General features: G+C 73.0%; 22 protein-coding genes. 16 read left to right on the top strand and 6 right to left on the bottom strand.

Annotation, left to right across the window (positions count from 1 at the left end; translation table 11 throughout):
- The first annotated feature begins 67 nt into the window (after positions 1-67).
- The 6 genes from IG88_RS0117600 (at position 68) to IG88_RS0117575 (ending at position 7,843) form a co-directional block, all read left to right on the top strand.
- On the top strand, positions 68-2,920 hold the full coding sequence (locus IG88_RS0117600; protein WP_031041587.1) for a DEAD/DEAH box helicase: 2,853 nt from the start codon (positions 68-70) through the stop codon (positions 2,918-2,920).
- Positions 2,921-3,234: 314 nt separating this feature from the next.
- A complete protein-coding gene (locus IG88_RS0117595) occupies positions 3,235-4,863 on the top strand; it encodes an ATP-binding protein (protein ID WP_051851937.1) in 1,629 nt (542 codons plus the stop codon).
- Between the two features lie 26 nt (positions 4,864-4,889).
- Entirely contained in the window at positions 4,890-5,267 is a 378-nt protein-coding gene (locus IG88_RS0117590; protein ID WP_167308645.1) for a roadblock/LC7 domain-containing protein, read from the top strand.
- Entirely contained in the window at positions 5,264-5,662 is a 399-nt protein-coding gene (locus IG88_RS0117585) for a DUF742 domain-containing protein (RefSeq protein WP_031041584.1), read from the top strand. The genes IG88_RS0117590 and IG88_RS0117585 overlap by 4 nt, the downstream gene beginning before the upstream one ends.
- On the top strand, positions 5,643-6,263 hold the full coding sequence (locus tag IG88_RS0117580) for a GTP-binding protein (RefSeq protein ID WP_030404700.1): 621 nt from the start codon (positions 5,643-5,645) through the stop codon (positions 6,261-6,263). Before IG88_RS0117585 ends, IG88_RS0117580 begins: the two co-directional genes overlap by 20 nt.
- 65 nt (positions 6,264-6,328) lie before the next feature.
- The gene (locus IG88_RS0117575; RefSeq protein WP_031041582.1) at positions 6,329-7,843 is read left to right on the top strand and encodes a cytochrome P450; all 1,515 of its coding nucleotides are present in this window, start codon (positions 6,329-6,331) and stop codon (positions 7,841-7,843) included.
- Here the strand turns inward: IG88_RS0117575 and IG88_RS0117570 are convergent.
- Positions 7,837-8,811, bottom strand: coding sequence for an RluA family pseudouridine synthase (locus tag IG88_RS0117570; RefSeq protein ID WP_031041580.1), 975 nt, complete (start codon positions 8,809-8,811; stop codon positions 7,837-7,839). The two genes, IG88_RS0117575 and IG88_RS0117570, sit on opposite strands and share 7 nt — an antisense overlap.
- 117 nt (positions 8,812-8,928) lie before the next feature.
- On the opposite strand from IG88_RS0117570, the gene IG88_RS0117565 reads away from it, so the two are divergent.
- Positions 8,929-9,510, top strand: a complete 582-nt coding sequence (locus IG88_RS0117565) for a GNAT family N-acetyltransferase (protein WP_031041579.1) — start codon at positions 8,929-8,931, stop codon at positions 9,508-9,510.
- 562 nt (positions 9,511-10,072) lie between these two features.
- On the opposite strand, the gene IG88_RS0117560 is transcribed toward IG88_RS0117565, so the two are convergent.
- The gene (locus IG88_RS0117560) at positions 10,073-10,915 is read right to left on the bottom strand and encodes a siderophore-interacting protein (protein WP_031041578.1); all 843 of its coding nucleotides are present in this window, start codon (positions 10,913-10,915) and stop codon (positions 10,073-10,075) included.
- A gap of 106 nt (positions 10,916-11,021) precedes the next feature.
- Positions 11,022-11,927 carry a 5'-3' exonuclease gene (locus IG88_RS0117555; RefSeq protein ID WP_031041577.1) on the bottom strand — a complete coding sequence of 302 codons (906 nt, stop codon included), beginning with the start codon at positions 11,925-11,927 and terminating at the stop codon, positions 11,022-11,024.
- Between the two features lie 193 nt (positions 11,928-12,120).
- Here IG88_RS0117555 and IG88_RS0117550 point away from each other — a divergent pair, with 193 nt between their 5' ends.
- The 4 genes from IG88_RS0117550 (at position 12,121) to IG88_RS0117535 (ending at position 17,602) form a co-directional block, all read left to right on the top strand.
- Complete coding sequence (locus IG88_RS0117550) at positions 12,121-13,248, top strand: quaternary amine ABC transporter ATP-binding protein (protein WP_031041576.1); 1,128 nt, start codon at positions 12,121-12,123, stop codon at positions 13,246-13,248.
- Positions 13,241-15,856: an ABC transporter permease/substrate binding protein gene (locus IG88_RS0117545; protein WP_031041573.1), complete on the top strand. Its 2,616-nt coding sequence runs from the start codon at positions 13,241-13,243 to the stop codon at positions 15,854-15,856. Before IG88_RS0117550 ends, IG88_RS0117545 begins: the two co-directional genes overlap by 8 nt.
- A gap of 446 nt (positions 15,857-16,302) precedes the next feature.
- Positions 16,303-16,872, top strand: a complete 570-nt coding sequence (locus IG88_RS0117540; RefSeq protein WP_031041570.1) for a helix-turn-helix domain-containing protein — start codon at positions 16,303-16,305, stop codon at positions 16,870-16,872.
- 10 nt (positions 16,873-16,882) lie between these two features.
- The gene (locus tag IG88_RS0117535; RefSeq protein ID WP_031041567.1) at positions 16,883-17,602 is read left to right on the top strand and encodes a helical backbone metal receptor; all 720 of its coding nucleotides are present in this window, start codon (positions 16,883-16,885) and stop codon (positions 17,600-17,602) included.
- Here IG88_RS0117535 and IG88_RS0117530 read toward each other — a convergent pair.
- Entirely contained in the window at positions 17,529-18,701 is a 1,173-nt protein-coding gene (locus tag IG88_RS0117530) for a TDT family transporter (RefSeq protein ID WP_031041564.1), read from the bottom strand. The two genes, IG88_RS0117535 and IG88_RS0117530, sit on opposite strands and share 74 nt — an antisense overlap.
- Positions 18,702-18,783: 82 nt before the next feature.
- Between IG88_RS0117530 and IG88_RS0117525 the strand changes: the two genes are divergently transcribed.
- Positions 18,784-19,761: a LysR family transcriptional regulator gene (locus IG88_RS0117525; RefSeq protein ID WP_031041562.1), complete on the top strand. Its 978-nt coding sequence runs from the start codon at positions 18,784-18,786 to the stop codon at positions 19,759-19,761.
- A gap of 355 nt (positions 19,762-20,116) precedes the next feature.
- On the opposite strand, the gene IG88_RS0117520 is transcribed toward IG88_RS0117525, so the two are convergent.
- On the bottom strand, positions 20,117-20,818 hold the full coding sequence (locus tag IG88_RS0117520) for a gamma-glutamyl-gamma-aminobutyrate hydrolase family protein (RefSeq protein ID WP_031041559.1): 702 nt from the start codon (positions 20,816-20,818) through the stop codon (positions 20,117-20,119).
- A gap of 63 nt (positions 20,819-20,881) precedes the next feature.
- Entirely contained in the window at positions 20,882-21,592 is a 711-nt protein-coding gene (locus IG88_RS0117515; RefSeq protein WP_031041556.1) for a FadR/GntR family transcriptional regulator, read from the bottom strand.
- Between the two features lie 104 nt (positions 21,593-21,696).
- On the opposite strand from IG88_RS0117515, the gene IG88_RS0117510 reads away from it, so the two are divergent.
- From IG88_RS0117510 to IG88_RS0117495, 4 genes are read left to right on the top strand one after another with little or no spacing between them, the layout of a single operon-like run.
- Positions 21,697-23,070, top strand: coding sequence for a glutamine synthetase family protein (locus tag IG88_RS0117510; protein WP_031041553.1), 1,374 nt, complete (start codon positions 21,697-21,699; stop codon positions 23,068-23,070).
- 8 nt (positions 23,071-23,078) lie between these two features.
- Positions 23,079-24,482, top strand: a complete 1,404-nt coding sequence (locus IG88_RS0117505; protein WP_031041549.1) for an aldehyde dehydrogenase family protein — start codon at positions 23,079-23,081, stop codon at positions 24,480-24,482.
- Positions 24,479-25,261 carry a 3-oxoacyl-ACP reductase gene (locus IG88_RS0117500; RefSeq protein ID WP_031041546.1) on the top strand — a complete coding sequence of 261 codons (783 nt, stop codon included), beginning with the start codon at positions 24,479-24,481 and terminating at the stop codon, positions 25,259-25,261. The genes IG88_RS0117505 and IG88_RS0117500 overlap by 4 nt, the downstream gene beginning before the upstream one ends.
- Positions 25,262-25,298: 37 nt before the next feature.
- Positions 25,299-26,234, top strand: a complete 936-nt coding sequence (locus IG88_RS0117495) for a DUF2510 domain-containing protein (RefSeq protein WP_031041543.1) — start codon at positions 25,299-25,301, stop codon at positions 26,232-26,234.
- The last annotated feature ends 8 nt before the right edge of the window (positions 26,235-26,242 follow it).

Genomic DNA, 26,242 nt, shown 5'->3' with positions numbered 1-26,242 from the left:
GGGCCGCCGGGGCGGTGACGCAGGGCGCCGCCGCCCCCACGGAACCCCCACACGGCCGATCCCGATAATGATCGTCCGGTTGTCAGTGCGGCCCGGTACGCTCGAAAGCACGATGACAGAGGACCTCTCACCGGCCGAGCGGTACGCGGCAGCCCGTCAGCGCGCTGCCGAGCAGGCCACCGCGCTCGCCACCTTCCGCGAGATGTACGACTTCGGCCTCGACCCCTTCCAGATCGAGGCCTGCCAGGCGCTCGAGGCGGGCAAGGGCGTACTGGTGGCCGCGCCCACCGGCTCCGGCAAGACGATCGTCGGCGAGTTCGCCGTCCACCTCGCCCTCCAGCAGGGCCGGAAGTGCTTCTACACGACACCCATCAAGGCCCTGTCGAACCAGAAGTACGCCGACCTGTGCCGCCGCTACGGCACGGACAAGGTGGGCCTGCTCACCGGCGACAACAGCGTGAACTCCGACGCCCCGGTGGTCGTGATGACCACCGAGGTCCTGCGGAACATGCTGTACGCGGGCTCGCAGACCCTCGTCGGCCTCGGCCACGTGGTCATGGACGAGGTGCACTACCTCTCCGACCGCTTCCGCGGTGCCGTGTGGGAGGAAGTGATCATCCACCTCCCCGAGTCCGTGACCCTGGTGTCCCTGTCGGCGACCGTGTCGAACGCGGAGGAGTTCGGCGACTGGCTCGACACCGTGCGCGGCGACACCCAGGTGATCGTCTCCGAGCACCGGCCCGTGCCGCTGTTCCAGCACGTGCTGGCCGGGCGCCGGATGTACGACCTGTTCGAGGAGAGCGAGGGCCACAAGAAGGCGGTCAACCCGGACCTGACGCGCATGGCCCGTCTGGAGGCGAGCCGCCCTTCCTACCAGGACCGCAGGCGCGGACGCGCCATGAAGGAGGCCGACCGGGAGCGGGAGCGCAGACAGCGCTCGCGGGTGTGGACGCCGAGCCGCCCCGAGGTCATCGAGCGGCTGGACTCCGAGGGGCTGCTGCCCGCGATCACCTTCATCTTCAGCCGGGCCGGCTGCGAGGCCGCCGTCCAGCAGTGCCTGTACGCGGGCCTCCGGCTCAACGACGAGGCCGCCCGGGAGCGGGTCCGGGCCCTCGTCCAGGAGCGGACCGCCTCCATCCCGCGCGAGGACCTGCACGTCCTGGGCTACTACGAGTGGCTGGAGGGCCTGGAGCGCGGCATCGCCGCCCACCACGCGGGCATGCTGCCCACCTTCAAGGAGGTCGTCGAGGAGCTGTTCGTCCGCGGCCTGGTGAAGGCCGTCTTCGCGACCGAGACCCTCGCCCTCGGCATCAACATGCCCGCCCGCTCGGTCGTGCTGGAGAAGCTCGTCAAGTGGAACGGCGAGCAGCACGCCGACATCACCCCCGGCGAGTTCACCCAGCTCACCGGCCGGGCCGGGCGCCGGGGCATCGACGTCGAGGGACACGCCGTGGTGCTGTGGCAGCGCGGCATGAACCCCGAGCACCTCGCGGGACTGGCCGGCACCCGCACCTATCCGCTGCGCTCCAGCTTCAAGCCGTCGTACAACATGGCGGTCAACCTGGTCGAGCAGTTCGGCCGGCACCGCTCGCGGGAACTGCTGGAGACGTCCTTCGCGCAGTTCCAGGCGGACAAGTCGGTCGTCGGGATCTCCCGGCAGGTGCAGCGCAACGAGGAGGGACTGGAGGGCTACAAGGCCTCCATGACCTGCCACCTCGGCGACTTCGACGAGTACGCCCGGCTGCGGCGCGAGCTGAAGGACCGCGAGCAGGAGCTGGCCCGCCAGGGAGCCAACCAGCGGCGTGCCGAGGCCGCCGTCGCCCTGGAGCGGCTGAAGCCGGGCGACGTCATCCACGTGCCCACCGGCAAGTACGCGGGCCTCGCCCTGGTCCTCGACCCGGGGCTGCCCGCCGGGCGGTCCAACGGCCACCGCGGCTTCGACCACCACGACGGGCCCCGCCCGCTGGTGCTGACCGCCGAACGGCAGGTCAAGCGGCTGGCGTCGATCGACTTCCCGGTGCCCGTCGAGGCACTGGACCGGATGCGGATCCCGAAGACGTTCAACCCGCGCTCGCCGCAGTCCCGCCGCGACCTCGCCTCCGCGCTGCGCACCAAGGCCGGGCACATCCCGCCGGAGCGGGCCCGCAAGAAGCGCTCGCAGGCGGCCGACGACCGGGAGATCGCCCGGCTGCGCAAGGCGATCCGCGCCCACCCCTGCCACGGCTGCGACGACCGCGAGGACCACGCCCGCTGGGCCGAGCGCTACCACCGGCTGCTGCGCGACACCTCGCAGCTCGAGCGCCGGATCGAGGGCCGCACGAACACCATCGCCCGCACCTTCGACCGGATCGTGGCGCTGCTGACCGAGCTGGACTACCTGCGCGGCGACGAGGTCACCGAGCACGGCAAGCGCCTGGCGCGGCTCTACGGCGAGCTGGACCTGCTCGCCAGCGAGTGCCTGCGCGAGGGCGTCTGGGAGGGGCTGTCCCCGGCCGAGCTCGCCGCCTGCGTCTCGGCGCTGGTCTACGAGTCCCGGGCCGCCGACGACGCGATGGCGCCGAAGGTGCCCTCGGGCAAGGCCAAGGCAGCGCTCGGCGAGACGGTCCGGATCTGGGGCCGGCTCGACGCCCTGGAGGAGGACTTCCGGATCAGCCAGACCGAAGGGGTGGGCCAGCGCGAGCCCGACCTCGGCTTCGCCTGGGCGGCGTACATGTGGGCGTCCGGCAAGGGCCTCGACGAGGTGCTGCGCGAGGCGGAGATGCCGGCCGGCGACTTCGTGCGCTGGTGCAAGCAGGTCATCGACGTCCTCGGCCAGATCGCGGCCGCCGCGCCCGGCACCGGCTCCACCGTGCCGAAGAACGCGCGCAAGGCCGTCGACGAGCTGCTGCGCGGAGTGGTCGCCTACTCGTCCGTGGGCTGACCCGGCCTGACACCCCACAGGCCCGGCGGGAGACCCCGCCGGGCCTTTCGCACACCCTGGGCGTGCTACACCATGTGTTCGAACGACTCCGTGGCGTGCAAATGGGTCCGACCCTACTCCAGTGGCCGGGTCCGTTTCAGGTGCTCGCCGAATATGACACCGCGATGATCCGGTCGGACTAAGCTCGCCCGCAGCGCACCGAGTTGAGGTGAAATCGCGCGCTTGTTCCCCATGCGCCGAAGCTCCCGGAAACTCCCCGGCCTACCCCGCCGCACGCGTGCCCATCCCCGCCGATTCGTTTTCAGAGGGCCTACATGGTGAGTGTTGATTCCCCTCCAGGTCGCCGCGAACTTCCCTACGCGCGCGTGCTCCTGCTGCCGGTCATAGTGATGGCCGCGGCCACCGGGGCCGCCGTCGCCCTCGTGACGGAACCGGCGCGGCTCGCCGTCGGCCTGTGCGGCGCCGTCGCCACCCTCCTGGTGCTCACCGCGGCGGCCGAAGCCGTACGCCGTGGCCGCGTGCTCCGGGCCGAGCGCGCCGAGCACGCCCGTCACGCCGCCTACCTGGACCACCGGGCTGCGGGCCACCACGAGGAGATGGTCCGCCTCGGGGCCGAGGTCATCCCGGACGTCCTGCGGTTCATGCGCCGGGGCGCCACGCCCCGCGAGGTGCTGTACCGGCTCGGCGAGGTGGACCCCTCGTACGCCGAACTCGGCGAGCCGCAGCGCCAGTTGGTCCGGATGGTCTGCGAGATCGTCGACCACGAGGAGGCCATGCGGGAGTCCGCCGAGCGCTCCTTCGTCGACATCGCCCGCCGCGTCCAGGCGATCGTCCACCAGCAGCAGAAGGAACTGCGCGAGATGGAGGAGGACCACGGGCGCAACCCCGAGGTCTTCGACGACCTCCTGCGCATCGACCATGGCACCTCGCTGATCGGCCGCCTCGCCGACTCCATCTCCGTGATCGGCGGCGGCCGGCCCGGACGCCAGTGGCCCGAGCCGGTCGCCCTCTACAGCGTGCTGCGCGGCGCCATGTCCCGGATCCTCGAGTACCGCCGGATCAACCTGGCCTCCATCGCCAAGGTCAACGTCAAGGGCACCGCGGTCGAACCCGTCATCCACGCCGCGGCCGAACTCCTCGACAACGCCACCCGTTACTCGCCGCCCGCCGCCAAGGTGCACGTCACCGCGACCGAGGTGCAGAGCGGTGTGTGCATCGAGATCGAGGACGCCGGCGTCAGCCTCAGCGAGGAGTCCCGCGCCCGCATCGAGGGCCTGCTCGAACAGGCCAAGCGCGGCACCGACGTCCAGGACCTCGCCCACCACCCGCGCCTGGGCCTGTCCGTGGTGGGCCGGCTGTGCACCCAGTTCGGCATGGACGTCTCACTGCGCGCCTCCGCGTACGGCGGCGTCCGCGCCATCCTCATCGTGCCCAGCAAGATGCTCACCACCGAGCCCGGCGTCGGCCTCGCCCACGGCATCGGCGCCACATCGATCCCCACCCCGGGGCCCGACGCCCTGCCCGGGCCGCAGCGCCGGCCCAAGAAGCGACGCCCCACCAGCCCCCGCGTCCCCGCCACGGTCTCCCTGGAGGACGACGTTCCCGAGGTGACCGAGTGGACGGCGGGCGGCCTCCCGCAGCGCCGCAGCCGGGTCAGGATGCCGCTCAGCCAGCGCCTGGCCGAACAGGCCGCCTGGGAGCGGGAGGACGCCGAACGTGAGGCGCGCAGGACCGCCGAACACGGCCGGGACGGCATCCCGGCCCCCACCGGGCCCGAGGCCGCGCCGAAGAAGCAGGACCAGGGCCTGCCGCCCGGGCACTTCATCGGCGCCTTCTGGGAGGGACTCAAGCAGCACTCCGGCACCACCACCCAGACCCACCCGCAGTCCAGCAGCAACGAGCCGGCCCACGCCCCGGCAGACGACGAGGGGAACCTCAAGTGATCGAGCAGCAAGGCAAGTTCGACTGGATGCTCCGGGACCTCTACGACGGCGTCCCGGGCATCGAGATGATCGTCGTGCTCTCCGCCGACGGCCTGCGCATCGCCCGCTACTCCGGCGACCCGGACGCCGCCGACCGCGTCGCCGCCGCCTGCGCCGGCCTGCAGAGCCTCGCCAGTGCCGTCAGCCAGGAGATCCCCACCAGCGACGGCGACATGAAGATGGTGCTCATCGAGATGAACGGCGGCTACTTCTACCTGATGGCCGCCGGACCCAACGCCTACCTCGCCGTCCTGTCCGACGTCCGCTGCGAACCCGGCCGGATGGGTCTGAGCATGGCAGACCTGGTCGCCCGGATCGGCCCCCACCTCACCAGTCCCGCACGGCGCAACGGGCAGACCGTATGACCCCTCCCCAGCGCCAGAGGCGATCCCCCGGGGCGGCCCCCGACCGCGCACCCGCCAAGGAGGGCGAACTCCGCAACCCCGAGCGGCTGTTCGTCATCGGCGGCGAAGGGGGCGGCGAACGCGCCGACATCGACCTCGTCACCCTGATCGTGGCCCGCGCCGACCCCCCGGTGTCCGCCACACCGGAGCAGGCCGCCCTGCTGCGGCTGTGCGCGGCCCCGCTGTCCACAGCCGAGCTGTCGGCCTACCTGAGCCTGCCGTTCAGCGTGGTGACCGTGCTCCTCACCGACCTGCTGGCGAAGGAACTGGTGCAGGCCCGCGCCCCGATCGTCCGCCAGAAGGTCGCCGACCGAAACCTCCTCGAAGCGGTGATGCATGGACTTCAAAAGCTCTGACACGATCCCGGGCCCGCGGACCGAGGACCGGCTGCCCCACACCGCCGAGGCCGCCGTGAAGATCGTCATCGTGGGCGGCTTCGGGGTCGGCAAGACCACCATGGTCGGCTCGGTCAGCGAGATCAGACCGCTGACCACCGAGGAGACGATGACCCAGGCCGGCATCGGCGTCGACGACAACTACGGTTCCGCGTCCAAGACGGCCACCACCGTCGCCATGGACTTCGGCCGCATCAGCATCACCGACGAACTGGTGCTCTACCTCTTCGGCACCCCCGGCCAGGAGCGCTTCTGGTTCCTGTGGAACGGCCTGTTCGAAGGCGCCCTCGGCGCGGTCGTCCTGGTGGACACCCGCCGCCTGGAGGTCAGCTTCGACGTCATGGGACGCCTGGAGGAACGCGGTGTGCCCTTCGTCGTCGCCGTCAACAGCTTCCCCGACGCGCCCCGCTACCCCGTCGCGGAACTGCGCACCGCGCTCGACCTGCCCGAGGAGATCCCCATCCTCGACTGCGACGTACGGCGCCGGGCCTCCAGCCGGGACGTCCTGATGACCCTGATGCGCTTCCTGCACTCCCTCGCCGTGAAGGGCGCGCTGACCTGAGCCGCGCGCCCACCGACACCCCTCTTCTTCCGACGTGACCCACACCTTTGCCGCGGAGCGAGACTGTGACGCCTGAAAGCCACTCCCCGACCGGAACGGGCGACCCGATGCTCGGACCACCGCCCGCCTGCCCCGCACACGGCCTCGGACCGGGCGGGCTGCACCGGCTGCACGAGGCGGCCGACCTGGAAGCGCTGTACGAGCGACTGCGCGAGCAGCACGGGCCGGTGGCGCCGGCGCTGCTCCACGACGACGTACCCGTGTGGGTGGTCCTCGGGCACGCCGAGAACCTGCACATGGTGAGCACCCCCTCCCAGTTCAGCCGCGACAGCCGGATCTGGACCGCGCTCAACGAGGGCATGGTCAAGCCCGACCACCCGCTGATGCCGCACATCGCCTGGCAGCCCATCTGCTCCCACGCCGAGGGCGAGGAGCACAAGCGGCTGCGCGGGGCGGTCACCAGTGCCATGTCCGACCTCGACTACCGGGAACTGCGCCGGCACATCAACCGCTACACCCAGCGCGTCGTCAACCGGTTCTGCGAGGAGGGCCGCGCCGACCTGGTCGGCCAGTTCGCCGAGCACCTGCCGATGGGCGTGATGTGCCATCTGCTCGGCATGCCCGAGGAGTACAACGACCGGCTGGTGGAGGCCGCCCGCGACACCCTCAAGGGCACCGACACGGCGATCGCCAGCCACGCCTACGTCATGGAGGCGCTGGGCCGGCTCGCCGCCGCCCGCCGGGCGGAGCCGGCCGACGACATCGCCGGCCGGCTCGTCACCCACCCGGCCGGGCTCACCGACGACGAGGTCCGCGAACACCTGCGGGTGGTCCTGCTGGCCGCCTACGAGGCGACCGTCAACCTCATCGCCAACGTGCTGCGGGTGGTCCTCACCGACCCGGGCTTCCGCGCCCAGCTCAGCGGCGGGCAGATGACGGTGCCCCAGGCGGTCGAGCAGTCCCTGTGGGACGAGCCGCCGTTCAGCACCGTCTTCGCCTACTTCGCCAAACAGGAGACGGACCTCGGCGGCCAGCGCATCCGCGCCGGTGACGGCCTCCTGTTCGGCATCGCGCCGGGCAACGTCGACCCGCGCATCCGCCCCGACCTGAGCGCGGACATGATGGGCAATCGTGCCCACCTCGCCTTCGGCGGCGGCCCGCACGAGTGCCCCGGGCAGGACATCGGGCGGGCCATCGCCGACGCCGGAATCGACGCGCTGCTGATGCGGCTGCCCGACGTCCGGCTCGACTGCGACGAGGACGAGCTGCGGTGGCGGTCGTCGATCGCGTCGCGCCACCTGGTGGAACTGCCGGTCCGGTTCGAACCCAGGGCGCAGCAGGACATCAGGGAGCAGCCGAGCCACGCCCCCGCCCAGGCCCGGCGCACCCCCTGGCACGTCGGCATGCCTCAGCCGGAACCCCGCACGCAGCCGCCGCTGCCGTCCCAGCCGCCGCAGCCCGTGCCGGTGACGGCCGCCGAGCCGCAGCAGGGGCCGGCCGGGGCGGCCGGGCCGGCCGCGGGGGAGCAGCCGCCCCGGGGGGCCTGGCAGCGCTTCCTGCGCTGGTGGCGCGGCTACTGACGGCCGCCGTGGTCCCCGCACGCCGCCCAGTCCTCGTACGCCGTCCAGGCGCCGAGGGACCGGCCGCTGCGGAAGCGGTGCGCGCTCCCCGTGACCGGATCCGTGAACGCCAGCTCCCGCGCGAGCAGTTGCAGCGGGCGCCGGAAGTCACCGGCCGGTACCGGAGCGGCCACCTCCGGGTAGAGGGGGTCGCCGAGGATCGGGACGCCGAGCCCGCTCATGTGCACGCGGAGCTGATGCGTCTGGCCCGTGCCGGGCACCAGCCGGTACCGGCCGAGGCCGCGGTCCGGCCGGTGGCCGAGCAGTTCGACACGGGTCACGGCGTTCGGCTCGCCGTCCACCTCCCGGGCGGCGAGCACCCCGCGCTCCTTCAGGATCCGGCTGCGGACGGTCCGGGGGAGCGCGAGCGCGGGATCGTACGGGGCGACGGCCTCGTACTCCTTGTCCACCCGCCGCTCGGCGAACAGCCTCTGGTAGGCGCCGCGTTCCTCCGGACGCACGGTGAACAGCACCAGGCCCGCCGTGAGCCGGTCCAGGCGGTGGGCGGCGCCGAGCGCCGGAACGCCCAGCTCCCGGCGCAGGCGTGCCAGCGCGGTCTGCGCGACGTGGCCGCCGCGCGGGGTGGTGGCCAGGAAGTGCGGCTTGTCGACGACCACGATGTGCTCGTCGCGGTACACGATCTCCACGGGGAAGGGCACGGGGACCTCGGCGGGCAGCTCGCGGTGGAACCACACGAACAGGCCCGGCTCGTACGGCGCGTCGCCCGCCACGGGGCGCCCGTCCGCCCGGACGAACGCCCCGGCGTCGAACATGCCGTCCACCACGCCGGCGCCCGCGCCCGACAGCCGCTCCTCCAGGTGCTCCCGCACCGTGGACCACGGCCCGTCCGCGGGCAGCCGCACCCGTACCGCGTCGATGCCGTCGCGCTGCGGCAGGGGCGAGGGCGGGGGAGGGGTGCGGCGTCTCATCACCTGCCAGCGTACGAGGCCGTGACCCGCGGTGGCGGGCCGAGGTGGCGGGCCGAGGCGGCGGCGCCCGGGAAAACCGCTGGGCCGCCCGTGGCCCCCGTTGGCAGGATGCCGCCCATGCCCTACCTGACCCGCCCGGTCCTCGACGCCGGCACCCTCTCCCGCACCCCGCAGCCCACCCTCCGCACCGGCGACGGACTGCTGCTGCGCCCGTGGCGCACCGAGGACGCGCCCGCCGTGCACGCGGCCTTCCAGGACCCGGTGATGCACCAGTGGCACATCCGCGCCGCCGACTCCGAGGAGGAGGTGCGGGGCTGGATCACCCAGTGGCAGCGGGCGTGGGAGCGGGAGCGCGACGCCCAGTGGGCCGTGGCCGACGCGGCCGACGACCGGCTGCTGGGCCGGGTCGCCCTGCGGCAGATACTGCTCGGCGACGGGGTGGCGGAAGTCGCCTACTGGACGACGGCGGGCGCACGCGGCCGGGGCGTCGCCGCGCGGGCCACGCGCACCCTCGCCCACTGGGCCCTGGACGAGATCGGCTTCCAGCGCCTGGAACTCTCCCACGCGGTGGCCAACGAGGCCTCGTGCCGCGTGGCCCACAAGGGCGGCTTCGCCCTGGAGGGCACCAAGCGCCGTGCCCTCCTCCACCCCGACGGCTGGCACGACATGCACCTCCACGCGCGCGTACGGGGCGACTGAGGACCCACGGCCCGCCTGCGCCGGGGGGCTCGCCGGGGGAAGCCGGAGTATCGGGCGCGGGGGCCCGGCGTGGCGCGGGGGAGCACGATTCCGGGCGTGGGGGGGATCAGCCCACGCTGCCCCCCCGGGCTCGGCGTGCGGCTCCGGGCGGAGCGCTTCGGGACGCCGGGGCCGACGCCGCGCGGGTGGCGCGTGTCCGCGGCGGGTTGCTGGGCGCCGGTCGCGTGCGAGGGCCTGCCGGCCGGGCTCCGGGGGCGCGTGTGCCGGGACGGGGTGGTGTGGTGCGTGGGTGTGTCGCGCCGGGGTGGTGTGGGGCGTGGGTGGGTGGAGCGCGCCGGATGTGGTGTGCGGTTCTCCCCGTGGCCCCGTGGCCCCGTGGCCCCGTGGCCCCGTGGCCCCGTGGCCCCGTGGCCCCGTGGCCCTGAGGTCCGGAGGCGGGTTGGTGGGGGCCTCGGTCGTCAGGGTGCGGTGTGCGCGGCTCGCGAGGGTGGGTGTGCCGCGCCGGGGCTGCGTGGTGCGCGGTGCGGCACGGAGGCGGCGGGCGGCGCGGTGTGGGGGCGGGTTACGCCGTCGTCGGGGCTTCCTGCTCCGCCTCGATGCGGGCGTTCCACTCGCGCTTCGACGCCTGCCAGCCGTCCTCGTTGTGGCCGAGGCGCCAGTAGCCGGAGATGGACAGGTCCTCGCGGGGGATCTCGCGCTCCACCCGCAGGTACCGGCGCAGTTCCTTCACGCAGGCGGCCTCGCCGTGGACGAAGGCGTGCAGCCTGCCCTCGGGGAACTCCAGCGCGCGCACGGCCTCGACCAGGGCCTGCCCGGCCGGACGGCCCGCGCGGTGCAGCCAGACGACCTCCACGTCGGAGTCGATCTTCTGCTCCTCCTCGGGACCCTCGACCTCGACGAAGGCGAACGCGCGGGCTCCGTCGGGCAGCGCCTCCAGGGAGCGGGCGATCGCGGGCAGCGCGCTCTCGTCACCGGCGAACAGATGCCAGTCGGCGGCCGGGTCCGGGGCGTAGGCACCGCCCGGACCCATGAAGTGGATCCTCTCGCCCGGCCGCACCCGCGTGGCCCACGGCCCGGCGAGGCCCTCGTCGCCGTGGATGACGAAGTCCAGCGTCATCTCCCGGTGCTCGGCGTCCCAGTGGCGCACGGTGTACGTCCGGGTCACCGGCCACTGCTCGCGGGGGAAGTCCTCGCGGATCCGCTCCATGTCGAAGGGCTCCGGGTAGGTCGCGCCTCCGGAGGGGAAGAGCAGCTTCACGTAGTGGTCCGTACAGGTGTCCGCGGAGAACGCGGACAGTCCCTCACCGCCGAGCACCACGCGCTGCATGTGCGGGGTCAGCCGCTCGGTGCGGACGACCTGCGCCGTGTGCGGCCTGCGCGGCCTGCGTGCCGGACGCTCTGCCATGACGGCCTCCCTGTTCCCTGCCGCTTCCCTGAGTTAGGTATGCCTAAGCTAGCATCTGCCCGCCGCTCGGGGCACGGGCGCCCGTCCGGCGCCCGTCCGGCGCGCTTCAGGCGCCGAGCGTGGCCAGCAGCCGCTGCAAGGACCCGCCGAGCCCCCAGCGGGCGGCCAGCGCGTCCAGCGCCCCGGCGTCGCGGGGGCCGTGCGGCAGCGCCGTGCCGGTGTCCGGCAGCGGAACGTCGTCCGCCACCCGTACGACCTTCGGGGCGACGTCGAGATAAGGCGCCGCCTCGGTGAGCCGCTTGCGCTGCGTGGGCGTGAGCTTCGCCCCGGGATCGCCGGCCGCGGCGCGGATCCCGGCCAGGTCGCCGAACTCGGCGAGCAGCTTGGCCGCCGTCTTCTCGCCGATGCCGGGCACGCCGGGCAGGCCGTCGCTCGGGTCGCCCCGCAGCAGCGCCAGATCGGCGTAGCCGCGGCCGTCGACGCCGTACTTCTCGCGCAGCGCGGCCTCGTCGACGAGGTTGAGCGTGCCGACCCCCTTGACCGGGTACAGCACGCGCACGCCGCGGGCGTCGTCGACGAGCTGGTAGAGGTCCCGGTCGCCGGTGACGATGTCGACCGGACCGGTGGCCCGTGCGGTGTACGTGCCGATGACGTCGTCCGCCTCGTACCCGGCAACGCCGACGCGGGCGATGCCGAGCGCGTCGAGGACCGCCTCGATGACCGGCACCTGCGGGGACAGCGTGTCGGGCACCTCCTCCTCGTCGGGGCCCGCCGGACGCTCCTCGGCGACCCGGTGCGCCTTGTAGGAGGGGATCAGCTCCACCCGCCAGTGCGGGCGCCAGTCGGCGTCCATGCACGCCACCAGATGGTCGGGGCGGTGGTCCTTCACCAGGCGGTCGATGAAGTCCAGCAGCCCGCGCACGGCGTTCACCGGCGTGCCGTCGGGCGCCCTCACCGAGTCCGGCACGCCGAAGTAGGCGCGGAAGTACAGGGAGGCGGTGTCGAGAAGCATCAGTCGTCCGGTCACGCCTCGCAATCATGCCGCAGGTCATGTGGGCGAACGAGGGAGGACGTGTGAACTGGCTCACTTAAATGTTTGGCGCATAAACATCGGGGCAGGCGCGCAGCCGGGCCGAAGCTGGTTGATGCATTCAACTGTTGGGAGGTTTCGCGCCCTGTCCCTGCCCCCGATTCAAGAGGTAAGCGTGTCAGCCAGACTAGAGGCCGAGCACCTGTACAAGGTCTTCGGCAGGAAACCGGACCAGGCAGTCGAACGACTGCGCCATGGGGATGTCCGCGAGGACGGGGGAGACGTCCGGGACGACCAGGGTGACGTCCGGGAGGAGCTGCGCGCCGGCGGCACCACCGCCGCCGTCATCGACGCGTCCTTCACCGTCGAGCCCGGCGAGATCTTCGTGGTCATGGGCCTGTCGGGATCCGGCAAGTCCACGCTGCTGCGCATGCTCAACGGTCTGTCGGAGCCGACCGCCGGACACGTCCGCTTCGGGGGCCAGGACCTTACCGAGCTCAGCGACCGCGAGCTGCGCGAGGTCCGTTCCAAGAAGATCAGCATGGTCTTCCAGCACTTCGCGCTCTTCCCGCACCGCAGCGTCCGTGACAACGCCGCCTACGGTCTGGAAGTGCAGGGCGTGCCCCGCGCCGAGCGCGAACGCCGCGCCGACGAGGCGCTCGCCCTGTGCGGCCTGGCCGGCTGGGAGAAGTCCTGGCCCGACGAGCTGTCCGGCGGCATGCAGCAGCGGGTCGGCCTGGCCCGCGCGCTCGCCACCGACGCCGACCTGCTGCTGATGGACGAGTCCTTCAGCGCCCTCGACCCGCTGATCCGCCGGGACATGCAGGACCAGCTCCTGGACCTGCAGAAGACCCTGAAGAAGACCATCGTCTTCATCACCCACGACCTCAACGAGGCCATGCGCCTGGGCGACCGCATCGCCGTGATGCGCGACGGCCGGATCGTGCAGATAGGCACCGCGCAGGACATCCTGATCCGGCCGGCCAACGACTACGTCGCCTCCTTCACCAAGGACGTCGACCGCTCCCGCGTCCTGACCGCCGCCGCGGTCATGGAGACGGAGCTGAACGGCGACGAGGCCGACTGCGACTGCGAGACCGCCGCGCCCGGCACGCCGTTCTCGGAGCTGTGCGCGATCAGCGCCCGCGTGCCCCACGCGGTGGCCGTGGTCGACGGCGACCGGCTCGTCGGCGTCGTCCCGGCCCAGCGCCTCATCGGCTTCCTCGGCGACGAGGACGTCGTTCCCGGCGTCTGCCAGTCCCGCCGGGACAAGGGCGGCAAGAAGGTGATCAGCCGTGCCTAGGATTCCCCTCGGTGACTGGGTCAACAGCACCGTCGACTGGCTGCTCGACAACGTCTCCTGGCTCTTCACCTTCTTCAAGAGCATCTTCACCGGCGCCTACGACGGCATCAACGCCCTCCTCCAGGCGCCCGAGCCGCTGCTGCTCGCCGGCATCTTCGCCGTGATCGCCTTCTGGCTGCGCGGCACCTTCGCGGGCGTCCTCTCCTTCGTCGGGTTCGCCTTCATCGACTCCCTCGGTCTGTGGGAGAACGCGATGGTCACCCTGGCGCTCCTGCTGGTCGCCACGATCATCGCGCTGGTCGTCTCGGTGCCGGTGGGCATCTGGGCGGCACGCTCGGACCGGGTGAGCGCCTTCGTGCGCCCGGTCCTGGACTTCATGCAGACGCTGCCCGCGATGATCTACCTGATCCCCGCGATCCTGTTCTTCGGGACCGGCTCCGCCCCGGGCATCGTGGCCACGCTGATCTTCGCGCTCGCCCCCGGTGTCCGCATGACCGAGCTGGGCATCCGCCAGGTTGACAAGGAACTGGTCGAGGCCGCGGAGGCGTTCGGCACCACTCCGCGCAACACCCTGCTGCGCGTCCAGCTCCCGCTGGCGCTGCCCACGGTGATGGCGGGCGTCAACCAGGTCATCATGCTCGGCCTGTCCATGGCGGCGATCGCCGGCATGGTCGGCACCGGCGGCCTCGGCGGCGACGTCATGGAGTCCATCGGCCAGCTCAACGTCGGCCTCGGCGCCGAAGCCGGCGTCGCCATCGTGATCCTGGCGATCTACCTGGACCGCATGACCAGCGCGCTGGGCACGCACGTCTCCCCGCTGGGCCGCCGTGCCGCCGCCAAGGCGCGCGCCGCCAAGGGTCTGAAGATCTGGTCCTACCGTCCCCAGCCGCAGGTCGCCGTCATCGGCATCGTGATCCTCGCCCTCGTGGCCGGCGGCATGGGCATGTTCGGCGGCGGCTCCGACGACGCCGACACCGCGGGCGGCGGCACGAACGTCGGCAACGGCAAGAAGGTCTCCATCGGCTACATCCCCTGGGACGAGGGCGTCGCCTCCACGTTCCTGTGGAAGGAGGTCCTGGAACAGCGCGGCTTCGAGGTCGAGGCCAAGCAGTTCGAGGCCGGCCCGCTGTACACCGCGCTCGCCCAGGGCAACATCGACTTCCAGACCGACTCGTGGCTGCCCACGACCCACGAGCAGTACTGGAAGAAGTACGGCAAGCAGCTCGAGGACCTCGGCTCCTGGTACGACGAGACGTCGCTGGAGCTGACCGTCCCGTCGTACATGAAGGACGTCAACTCCCTGGAGGACCTCAAGGGCAAGGCCGGCGTCTTCGGCGGCAAGATCACCGGCATCGAGCCCAGCGCCGGTGAGATGAACCTGCTCAAGAGCAAGATCCTCAAGGAGTACGGCCTCGACAAGGAGTACAAGGTCGTCGACAGCTCCACGCCGGCGATGCTGGCCGAGCTGAAGCGGGCCTACAGCAAGAAGGAACCGATCGTCGTCACCCTGTGGTCCCCGCACTGGGCGTACAACGACTACGACCTGAAGAAGCTGAAGGACCCCAAGGGCGCCTGGGGCAAGGGCGACGGCGTGCACTCGCTGTCCCGCAAGGGCTTCTCGGACGACAACCCGGTCGTGTCCAAGTGGCTGAAGGACTTCTCCATGTCGGAGAAGCAGCTCACCAGCCTCGAGGCCGAGATCAACAAGGCCGGCAAGGGCCAGCAGCAGCAGGCCGTCCGCACCTGGCTCAAGGCCAACCCGGGCATCGTCGACAAGCTTGCCCCGGTGGAGAACGGCGGCGGTGCCACCCCCGCCGAGGCCAAGCGCACGCTCGACGTGGCCTGGTTCCCCTGGGAGGAGGACGTGGCCGTCACCTACCTGTGGAAGAACGTCCTCGAGCGCCGCGGCTACAAGATGAACCTGAAGCAGATGGACGTCGGCCCGGTCTACACCGGCCTGGCCTCCGGCGGCATCGACCTCAACTTCGACGCCTGGCTGCCGCACGCCCAGAGCAACTACTGGAACAAGCACAAGGACAACCTCAACGACCTCGGCACCTGGTACGAACCGACCTCCCTGGAGATCGCCGTGCCGTCGTACGTGAAGGACGTCAAGTCCCTGGAGGACCTCAAGGGCAAGGCCGACCTCTTCGACGGGAAGATCATCGGCATCGAGCCCGGCACCGGACAGATGCAGCTCGTCAAGAACGACGTCATGCCGGCCTACGGCCTGGAGGACGAGTACAAGGTCGTCGACGGCTCGACGCCCGCGATGCTGGCCGAGCTCAAGCGCGCCCTGGCCAAGAAGGAGCCGGTCGCGGTCACCCTATGGTCCCCGCACTGGGCCTACAGCGACTACGAGCTGACCAAGCTGAAGGACCCCAAGAAGGCCTTCGGCGAGGGCAACACCATCCGCACCATCTCCAGCAAGAAGTTCCCCGAGCAGTACCCGCAGCTCACGAAGTGGATCAAGAACTTCAAGATGAGCGAGGACGAGCTGGGCAGCCTGGAGGCGGAGATCAAGGACCGCGGCCAGGGCCACGAGGAGGCCGCCGTCGCGGCCTGGCTCAAGGAGCACCCGGACATGGTCGGCCGGATGACCCCGTAGCGACCCGGGCCGGGGTACCGCGCGGCACACCGCAGTGCCCCGGTATTCCGTGACGGTCACCCCGAGGGGTGGCCCGGCGGCGCCTCCTGACGGCGCACCGCCGGGCCACCCCTCGCGCCGTTCCGGCACCGTCGCGGAATCGGACACCGTAAGGATTCGGCCAACCACGGAGTGCCAACCCCGCCCCTGAGCAGGGCCGCGCCGTGGGTGGAACGCCTGTCGGGAACAGGGAGGGGCGTCCACGCCTTGAACCGGTAGGAGGCGTGGACCGGCCCGCCGGTGGCGAGAAACGTGAGGTCGCGGCCACCGCACCGTGACATCGACGTGACGGCCGCATGAAACGGTTTGCCGAACATGCGTAGGGTGCAGAGAACTCATCAGGAGGACGGCGCCCCGCGCGGGGCACGTCGACGGCGCGGGGACGGGTGAAGGAGGGAGCCGGAGCGATGGGCGACCACAAGGATCAGCACCTCCGGGTGGGCGCGGCCGTGCGGCGCCGGCGCCGGGATCTCGAACTCACCCTCGCCGTGGTGGCCGAGCGCAGCGGTCTGTCCGTGCCCTTCCTGAGCCAGATCGAGAACGACCGGGCACGGCCCAGCCAGACCTCCCTGGAGAAGGTGGCCGACGCGCTGCGCACCACCGCCGTGGAACTGCTCGCCGCGGCCGACCCCGCGTGCAGCGTCGACGTGGTCCGCGCCGAGGACCCCGACCCCGAGCTGGCCCCCAAGGTGCGCTCGCTGGTGCGCGGACACCACCAGATGCACGCCTCCGAGTTCACCGGCGACCACGACGCCGGGCGGGAACTGCAGTACCGCAACGACCAGTTGATGTTCGTGGCCGAGGGTGCCGTGGAGATCGAGGCCGAGGGCCGCGCCTACCGGCTCGGGCGGGGCGACACGCTGTACCTCACCGGCGGGGTGCGGCACCGCTGGCGGGCCACGGTGCCCGACACCCGGCTGGTCGTCGTCGCCGTCGCCGAGCACATCGAGGCGGTCCGCGAAGGCCCCCGCCGGTGAGGGCGGGCCGGTGAGGGTCGTCTCGCTGGTGCCCTCGCTCACCGAAGCGGTGGCCCGTACCGTCCCCGGGGCGCTGGTGGGCGCGACCGACTGGTGCACGCACCCGGCCGGCCTGGACGTCGTACGCGTGGGCGGCACCAAGAACCCGGACACCGGCCGGATCCTCTCCCTCGCCCCCGACCTCGTGATCGCCAACGAGGAGGAGAACCGCGCCCCCGACCTCGACGCCCTGCGCGCCGGGGGTGTCGAGGTGCTGGTGACCGAGGTGCGCACCGTCCCGCAGGCCTTCGCCGAGCTGGACCGGACCCTCATCGCCTGCGGTGCGCGCTCCCGCCCCGGCTGGCTGGACGAGGCGGAGGCCGCCTGGGCCGGCCCGCCCGTGGCCGGCCGGTGCGCCACGGCCGTCGTGCCGGTCTGGCGCAGACCCTGGATGGTGCTGGGCCGCGACACCTTCGCGGGCGACGTCCTGGCCCGGCTCGGTGTCGACCACCTGTACGCGGCGCACCCCGAGCGCTACCCGAAGGTCCCGGTGGACGAACTGCGGGCGGCCCGCCCGGACGTCGTGGTGCTGCCGGACGAGCCGTACCGCTTCACCGCCGACGACGGCCCGGACGCCTTCCCGGGCCTGTCCTGCGCCCTCGTCGACGGCCGGTACCTCACGTGGTACGGGCCGTCACTGGCAGAGGCGCCCCGGGCACTGGCCGCGGCCCTGCGGGCAGCGCGCCGCTGAGCAGACCCCGCGCGGTGCGCACGGCGGCCACGGCCCAGGCGGCGACGAGGAGGGCGTACAGGGCGACGCAGAGCCCGTCGTAGACGGCGAGGCCCGTCTCCCGGGCCAGCGCCTCGGCGCCGGTGACGCAGGTGCCCACCGGGAAGGTGAACGACCACCACGTCATCGAGAAGCCCATGCCCTGGCGGCGGGCCCGGACGACGTGCGCGGCGGCGAGGGCCAGCCACATCACAGCGAAGCCCATCACGGGCACTCCGTACAGGACGGCGAAGACGGAGAAACCCCCGGCGTACGGCGCCGGCACGACCCCCGGCGCCGCCTCCGCGAACTTCCCCACGGCGGTCGTCGACTGCCCGAGCGGGCCCAGGACGAGGAACAGCGACGGGGTGAGCGCGAGCGGGAGCGGTCCGCCGGTGAGCAGCCGGCCGAAGACCACCGGCAGTGTCACCAGCGTCGCGAACAGGCTCACCCCGAACATCGCGACACAGCCCAGCAGCAGCGTCTCGCGGGGCTGCCCCGGCGGCAGGTGCGGCACCAGCAAGGGTCCGACAGCCGCGGACACCATCGGCGCCACCAGGGGGAGCAGCCACACCGGGCTGGCCTGCCCCGGCTCGATCCGGTGCCGTACGGCCATCAGGTACGGCACGGCGACCGCCGCCACGAGCCCGATCACCGTGCCGGCGGTGAACAGCACGGTGTCCAGGGCGACCGCGGCCGGGGTGCCGATCCAGTCCCGGCCGAGGGCCAGGGCACCGCCGCCGACGGCCAGCAGGGCCATCGACAGGCAGCCGTAGAACGGGGCCGCGGCCGGGTCGAGGAGGTGGGCGCGGGCCTGGTCGCGGTGGTGCAGCCAGTGCAGGGAACGGGCGGCCAGCAGGACCAGCAGCAGGACCAGGGAGAGCGCCCAGACCGCGGTGCACACGGCACGCAGACCGGGTACGTGCCCGGGCAGCGCGGCTCCCGCCGTGCCGACGATGGCGGTGCCCATGACGCAGGCGTACCAGTTGGGCCCGAGATGACGGACGGCCGGGAAGCGCGGGAGGGCCCGGCCGGCGGCCGGGGAGGAGGAAGCGGAAGGGGGCTGGGCTGCGGTGACCATGGCTCAACGGTCCCGGCCGTCGAACGCCCTGACCAGGGACCATGTCTCTATGAGGGCATAAGCTGGAGTTATGAGCAGCGGTATGGGCGGCGGTGCGGGAAGCGGACCGGGCGGCGCGCGTCGCACCGGTGGCGGGGGCCGGGACGGCGGCCGGGAACGGTCCGGGGCGGGCTCGCTGGCGCACCGGGTGCCGGACCTCGGGGCGCTGGAGCTGCTGCTGGCGGTCGCGCGCCTGGGCAGCCTCGGCGGAGCCGCGCGCGAGCTGGGCATCACCCAGCCCGCCGCCAGCAGCCGCATCCGCTCCATGGAACGGCAGCTCGGCGTCGCCCTCGTGGACCGCTCCCCGCGCGGTTCCCGGCTCACCGACGCGGGCGCCCTGGTCACGGACTGGGCGCGGCGGATCGTCGAGGCCGCGGAGGCGTTCGACGCGGGCGCGCAGGCGCTGCGGGACCGGCGGGACTCACGGCTGCGGGTCGCGGCGAGCATGACGATCGCCGAGTACCTGCTGCCGGGGTGGCTGGTGGCACTGCGGGCCCAGTTGCCCGACACCGCGGTCTCGCTGCTCGCGGGCAACTCGGCGGCGGTCGCCGAGCGCCTGCTGGCCGACGACGCCGACCTCGGCTTCGTGGAGGGGGTGAGCGTGCCGGCCGGCCTCGACTCCGCGGTCATCGCGCACGACCGGCTCGTCGTCGTGACCGCGCCTGGCCACCCCTGGGCCCGCCGCAGGCGCCCGCTGGCGGCCGCGGAGCTGGCGTCGACCCCGCTGATCCTGCGCGAGAAGGGCTCGGGCACCCGGCAGGTCCTGGACGCGGCGCTGGGCGGCCTGGCCCGCCCCCTGATCGAACTGTCCTCGACCACGGCGGTGAAGGCGGCCGCGGTGGGCGGCGCCGGCCCCTCCGTCCTCAGCGAACTCGCCGTCGGCGAGGAACTGACCACGCGCCGGCTGGTCAGCGTCCCCGTGGCGGACGTCGTCCTGGCCCGCGACCTGAGAGCGGTCTGGCCCACCGGCCACCGCCCCACGGGCCCGGCCCGGCGCCTGCTGTCCCTGACGCGTGCGTAGGCGCGGCGACGAGGGCCGCCGGGTGCGGTGCTTGCCCGGTTCTGGTCCGCCGGGTGCGGCGGTGTCGAGGGTGGGCGGTGGTGTCGGGGCGTGCGTGTCGCTTTCAGGGGCTTTGGCGGTGGTCCCAGGGACTTGGTCCGGTGTCTGCCGTGTCTGACGTGTCTGACGGGTGTGTGGGTGGGTGCTGCGACGAGGCCCGCGGGTGCGGTGTTTGTCCGGTTCTGGTCTGCCGGTGCGGTGGTGTCTGGGGTGGGCGGTGGTGTCGGGGCGTGCGTGTTGCTGCCAGGGGGCTGGCGGTGGCCCCGGCATGTGGTCGGGGGGCCGGGCACCGTTCCGGCGGGGCGGGGGTGTGCCGTCAGGTCGGGCGGCCGGGGCGGGCCGCGTCCACCAGGGCCTTCATCACGCGGACGTCCTCGCCCATCTCCGGGTGCCACTGCACGCCCAGGACCCAGCCGGGAGAGGACGGCAGCTCCACGGCCTCCACCGTGCCGTCCGTCGCGTGGGCCGAGGGGACCAGGCCCCTGCCGAGCCGGTCCACCGCCTGGTGGTGGTACGTCGGTACGAAGGTCTCCTCCGGGACGGCAGCCGCGTACAGCGTGCCCGGCACCGGCCGGACCGGGTGGCCGCCGAACACGCCCACTGTCTCGGCGTGCCCCTCGATGTGCTGGACGAGGGTGCCGCCCAGGGCGACATTGAGCAGTTGCATGCCCCGGCAGACGCCCAGCAGCGGGACGCCTGCCGCCAGGGCCGCCTCGACCAGGGCCAGCTCCCAGCCGTCCCGGGTCCGGGCCGGCGGGCCGGTGCGCGGGTCGGGCACGGCGCCGTAGCGGACCGGCTCCACGTCGGGGCCGCCGGCGATCACCAGCCCGTCCACGCGGGCGACGGCCGCGGCGGCGTGCTCGGGCGCGTCCGGCGGGAGCATCACGGCCAGCCCGCCCGCCCGCTGCACCAGCCGCGGGTACCCGGCCGGCAGCAGCGCCGCCTCCAGCTCCCACACGCCCCAGCGCGCCGCGGACTCCAGATACGTACTGACACCGATCAGCGGCCGCTCGGCCATCCGTCCTCCAGGCAATGAACCGTTCCCACACCTTTGCCGCGGGGCCGGACCCACGGCAAGCCCTCACGCCAGGAACCCGCGCAGCAGCGCCGCCGTCCCCGCGCAGTGCTCCCGCGCGATCTCCCGCGCCCCGTCCGCGTCCCCGTCCAGCACCGCCCCCACCAGCGCCGCGTGCTGCCGCTGGGAGTGCTCCAGGTTGCGCACCAGCAGCGGGATGCAGTCCAGCAGGTCGTTGAGGCTGGCCCGGACGGCCGCGTACTGCGCCGCCAGCGCCGGTGAGCCGCACAGCTCCGCGAGGGTGAGGTGCAGCATCGTGTCCCGCCGCCGGTACTGCCCCAGCGGCGCGTCCCGCGTACCGGCCAGCGCCCCGCGCAGCCGCGCCTCCTGCGCGCCGGTCAGCCCGTGGGCCGCGCACAGCCCGGCCGCTCCCGTCTCCAGCACCTCCCGGAAGCGCAGCACGTCCTCGATGTCGACCCCCGCCACCCGGCGCCGCAGCTCGTCCTCACCGGCCGCGTCCGCGCGCGGCAGCACGAACGTTCCGCCGTACCGCCCCCGCCGGGCCCGGACCAGCCCCTGGTCCTGGAGCACCCGCAGCACCTCCCGCAGCGTCACCCGGCTGATCCCCAGCCGCCGTGCCAGCTCCCGTTCGGCCGGCAGCCGCTCGCCGCCCGCCACCAGACCCAGCCTGACGACCTGGAGGATCTGCTCCAGCGCCTCCTCGAAGCCGTTGCCCGCCCGTACCGGCCGCAGCACCGGCGCCAGCCGGTCCGTCACGCTCCCGGCACCCCCGGATTCCTCCCGCACGCGGCCGCGCCCCCTTCCCAACCAAAGGTTCCCCGCCATACCTTATGGCTCCCGGCCAGAAGGAGGCTCTCCCCGTGGCAGACCGCACACCCCCGCTCGGGGTCGAGGAACTGCACGCCCTCGTCGCCGCCGGAGACATCGACACCGTCGTCCTGGCCTTCCCCGACATGCAGGGCCGCCTCCAGGGCAAGCGGTTCGCCGCGCGCTTCTTCCTCGACGAGGTCCTGGAACACGGCACCGAGGGCTGCAACTACCTCCTCGCCGTCGACGCCGACATGAACACCGTCGACGGCTACGCCATGTCCTCCTGGGACCGCGGCTACGGCGACTTCGCCCTGCACACCGACCCCGCCACCCTGCGCAGGCTGCCCTGGCACGAGGGCACCGCACTGGCCGTCGCCGACCTCGCCTGGGAGGACGGCTCCCCGGTGCCCGCCGCGCCCCGGCAGATCCTGCGCCGCCAGTTGGAGCGGCTCGCCGCCCACGGGTACCGCGCCCGGGCCGGCACCGAGCTGGAGTTCGTCGTCTTCCGCGACACCTACGAACACGCCTGGGACACCGGCTACCGCGGCCTGACCCCGGCCAACCAGTACAACGTCGACTACTCCGTCCTCGGCACCGGCCGCGTCGAACCCCTGCTGCGCCGCATCCGCAACGAGATGGCCGGCGCCGGTCTCACCGTCGAGTCCGCCAAGGGCGAGTGCAACCCCGGCCAGCACGAGATCGTCTTCCGCTACGACGATGCCCTGGTCACCTGCGACCAGCACGCGGTCTACAAGACCGGCGCCAAGGAGATCGCCGCCCAGGAGGGCATGTCCCTCACCTTCATGGCCAAGTACAACGAGCTGGAGGGCAACTCCTGCCACATCCACCTCTCGCTCGCCGAAACCGGACCCGACGGCCGCAGCGTCATGGCCGACGGAGGCGAGGGCCGGGAGATGTCCGAGGTCATGCGGCACTTCCTCGCCGGACAACTCGTCGCGCTGCGGGAGTTCGCCCTCCTCTACGCCCCCCACATCAACAGCTACAAGCGGTTCCAGCCGGGCTCCTTCGCCCCGACCGCCGTCGCCTGGGGCCACGACAACCGCACCTGCGCCCTGCGCGTCGTCGGCCACGGCCCCTCCCTCCGCTTCGAGAACCGGCTCCCCGGCGGCGACGTCAACCCCTACCTCGCGGTGGCCGGCATGGTCGCCGCCGGACTGCACGGCATCGAGCAGCGGCTGGAGCTGCCCGAGCCCTGCCCCGGCAACGCCTACGCCGCCGACTTCGCCCACGTCCCCACCACCCTGCGCGAGGCCGCCGAGCTGTGGGAGAACAGCACCCTCGCCAAGGCCGCCTTCGGCGACGAGGTCGTCGCCCACTACCGCAACATGGCGCGCGTCGAACTGGACGCCTTCGACGCCGCCGTCACCGACTGGGAACTGCGCCGCTCCTTCGAACGCATGTGAGGCACCGGTTGTCCGAGGAACTCCCCGACGAGCTACGGGTACTGAACCCCGCCACCGAAGAGGTCGTCGCCACCGTCCCCGCCGCCTCCGCGGCCGACGTGGACGCCGCCGTCACCCGCGCCGCCCGGGCGCAGACCGCCTGGGCCGCCCTCGCCCCCGGCGACCGGGCCCGCCTGCTGCGCCGCTTCGCCGCCGTCGTCGACGACCACCTGGAGGAGCTGGCCCGCCTGGAGGTCCGCGAGGCCGGGCACCTGCTCGGCAACGCCCGCTGGGAGGCCGGCAACGTCCGCGACCTGCTCGACTACGCCGCCGGAGGAGTGGAACGGCTCACCGGACGCCAGATCCCGGTCGCCGGCGGCCTGGACGTCACCCTCCTCGAACCCCTCGGCGTCGTCGGCGTCGTCGCCCCCTGGAACTTCCCGATGCCGATCGCGGCCTGGGCCGCGGCACCGGCGCTCGCGGCGGGCAACGCGGTCCTCCTCAAGCCCGCCGAGACGACCCCGCTCACCGCGCTGCGCCTGGCCGAACTCGCCCTCGCGGCGGGCCTTCCCGAGAACCTGTTCCAGGTGCTGCCCGGCCACGGGCCGGTCGCGGGCGACGCGCTCGTCGGGCACCCGGGCGTCGCCAAGATCGTCTTCACCGGGTCAACGGCCGTGGGCCGCCGGGTGGCCGCCAAGGCCGCGGCGCTCCTCAAGCCCGTCACCCTCGAACTCGGCGGCAAGAGCCCGAGCATCGTCTTCGCCGACGCCGACCTGGACGCCGCCGCGGCGGCCACGCCCATGTCCTTCCTGGACAACGCGGGGCAGGACTGCTGCGCCCGCACCCGCATCCTCGTCCAGCGGTCCGTCCACGACCGCTTCCTCGCCCTCCTCGCCCCCGCGATCGAGGCCGTCCGCGTCGGCGACCCGGCCGACGGGAGCACCGAGATGGGCCCGCTGATCTCCCGCGCCCAGCTCGAGCGCGTACGCTCCCGCGTCCCCGCCGACGCCGCCGCCATCCGCGGCAAGGCACCCGAGGGCGGCCCCGGCTTCTGGTTCCCGCCGACCGTCCTCACCGGCGTCGACGCGCACGCGCCCGTGGCCGTCGAGGAGGTCTTCGGACCCGTCGCCGTCGTCCTGCCCTTCGAGGACGAGGCCGACGCGATCCGCCTGGCCAACGCCACCGACTACGGCCTGTCCGGCTCGCTGTGGACCCGGGACGTCGGCCGCGCCCTGCGCGTGTCGGGCGCGGTGCGCGCCGGGAACCTGTCGGTCAACTCGCATGCCAGCGTCCGCTACTGGACACCGTTCGGCGGGTTCAAGCAGTCCGGTCTCGGGCGTGAACTGGGCCCGGACGCGCTGACCGCGTTCACCGAGACCAAGAACGTCTTCATCAGCGACACCTCGTCGAGCACGGAGGACCCCGCACAGTGAGCGAAGACATCGTCTGCCGCAGGCTCGTCGGCCGCACCGCCGTCGTCACCGGCGCGGGCAGCGGCATCGGCCTCGCCTCCGCCCGCCGGCTCGCCTCCGAGGGCGCCCACGTCGTCTGCGGCGACGTGGACGAGACCCGGGGCCGGGCCGCGGCCGAGGAGACCGGCGGCACCTTCGTCAGGGCCGACGTCACCGACGCCGGACAGGTCGAGGCGCTGTTCGCGGCGGCGTACGACACCTACGGCAGCGTCGACGTCGCCTTCAACAACGCCGGCATCTCACCGCCCGACGACGACTCCATCCTGGAGACCGGCCTGGAGGCGTGGAAGCGCGTCCAGGAGGTCAACCTCACCTCCGTCTACCTGTGCTGCAAGGCCGCCATCCCCTACATGCGGCGCCAGGGCCGGGGGTCGGTCATCAACACGGCGTCCTTCGTGGCCCGGATGGGCGCGGCCACCTCCCAGATCTCGTACACCGCCTCCAAGGGCGGGGTCCTCGCCATGTCCCGGGAACTGGGCGTGCAGTTCGCCCGGGAGGGCATCCGCGTCAACGCGTTGTGCCCCGGGCCGGTCAACACCCCGCTGCTTCAGGAGCTGTTCGCCAAGGACCCCGAGCGGGCCGCACGGCGCCTCGTCCACATCCCGCTCGGACGGTTCGCCGAGGCCGACGAGATCGCCGCCGCCGTCGCCTTCCTGGCCAGCGACGACTCCTCCTTCGTCAACGCCACCGACTTCCTGGTGGACGGCGGGATCTCGGGGGCGTACGTCACACCGCTGTAGAACGGCGCGGGCGGCGTTCTACAGTGCCGGGATGAGCATGACTCCGCCGCCCGGCTGGTACCGCGACCCGTCGGCCCCGCACCGGGAACGCTGGTGGGACGGCACCGCCTGGACGGAGCACCGGCGCACCCCGGAACCCGCCGGGTTCGGGCCCGCGCCGGTCCCGTACCAGGAGCCGGAGGCCGGGACGGGCACCGGCGGACGCGCGAAGGCCGTCGCCGTGACCACCGCCGCGGCCGTGCTGGTCGCGGCGATCGTCACCGGCGTACTGGTGCTGGGCGAGGACGACGACGGCAGCCCGCGCACGCAGACCCCGCCGGTCACGGCGACCGCCGGCGACCCGGCGCCGGTGAGCGACCCGCCGTCCCCGGCACCGACCGCCTCCGAACCCGCCGCCGACGACCCCTCCGTGGTCGAGGACCAGCTCAACGGCATCACCTTCCCGCTGCTGGACGGCTGGGTACGACCACGGTACGTCGCCGAGGACGACGTCATGATGACCACCGACGGAACCTACGACTGCCCCGCCGACGGCAGCGTGTGCCGGCACGGCCTCGTCATCTCCCGCACCGTCACGGCGAACGCCGAGTCCTCCCCGAAGGCACTGGCGCGGCAGGACATCGAGGACGCCGCCGACGACGCGTACGACGTCGACCTGATCGGCAACAAGCCCTTCGGCGGCATCGAGTCCCACGAGGAGGTGGCGTCCGGCCCCGTCGCGGTCGCCGGACGCGCCGGGTACTACGTGCGCTGGCGGGTGAAGACCGCCAAGGGGCCCGGCGGTTACGTGCAGTCGATGGTGTTCCCCTCCACCGTCGGCACCGAGTCCCCGATCCTCGTCCGCTACGTCTTCGACGCCGGCGAGGACGGGCCGCCGCCGGCCGGCATGGACACCATCACCAAGGGCATCCGGCCCATCGGCGACGCCGACACGGGAGGCGGCGTGGGCAGCGGCCTGGGTCCGGCCGGCTGACCCGTCCG

The sequence above is a fragment of the Streptomyces sp. NRRL F-5650 genome, from assembly GCF_000721365.1.
In the GTDB taxonomy this organism is placed as follows: domain Bacteria; phylum Actinomycetota; class Actinomycetes; order Streptomycetales; family Streptomycetaceae; genus Streptomyces; species Streptomyces ardesiacus.
The sequence above is the reverse complement of the archived record's forward strand: the minus strand, read 5'-3'. Positions and strand labels throughout refer to the sequence as shown.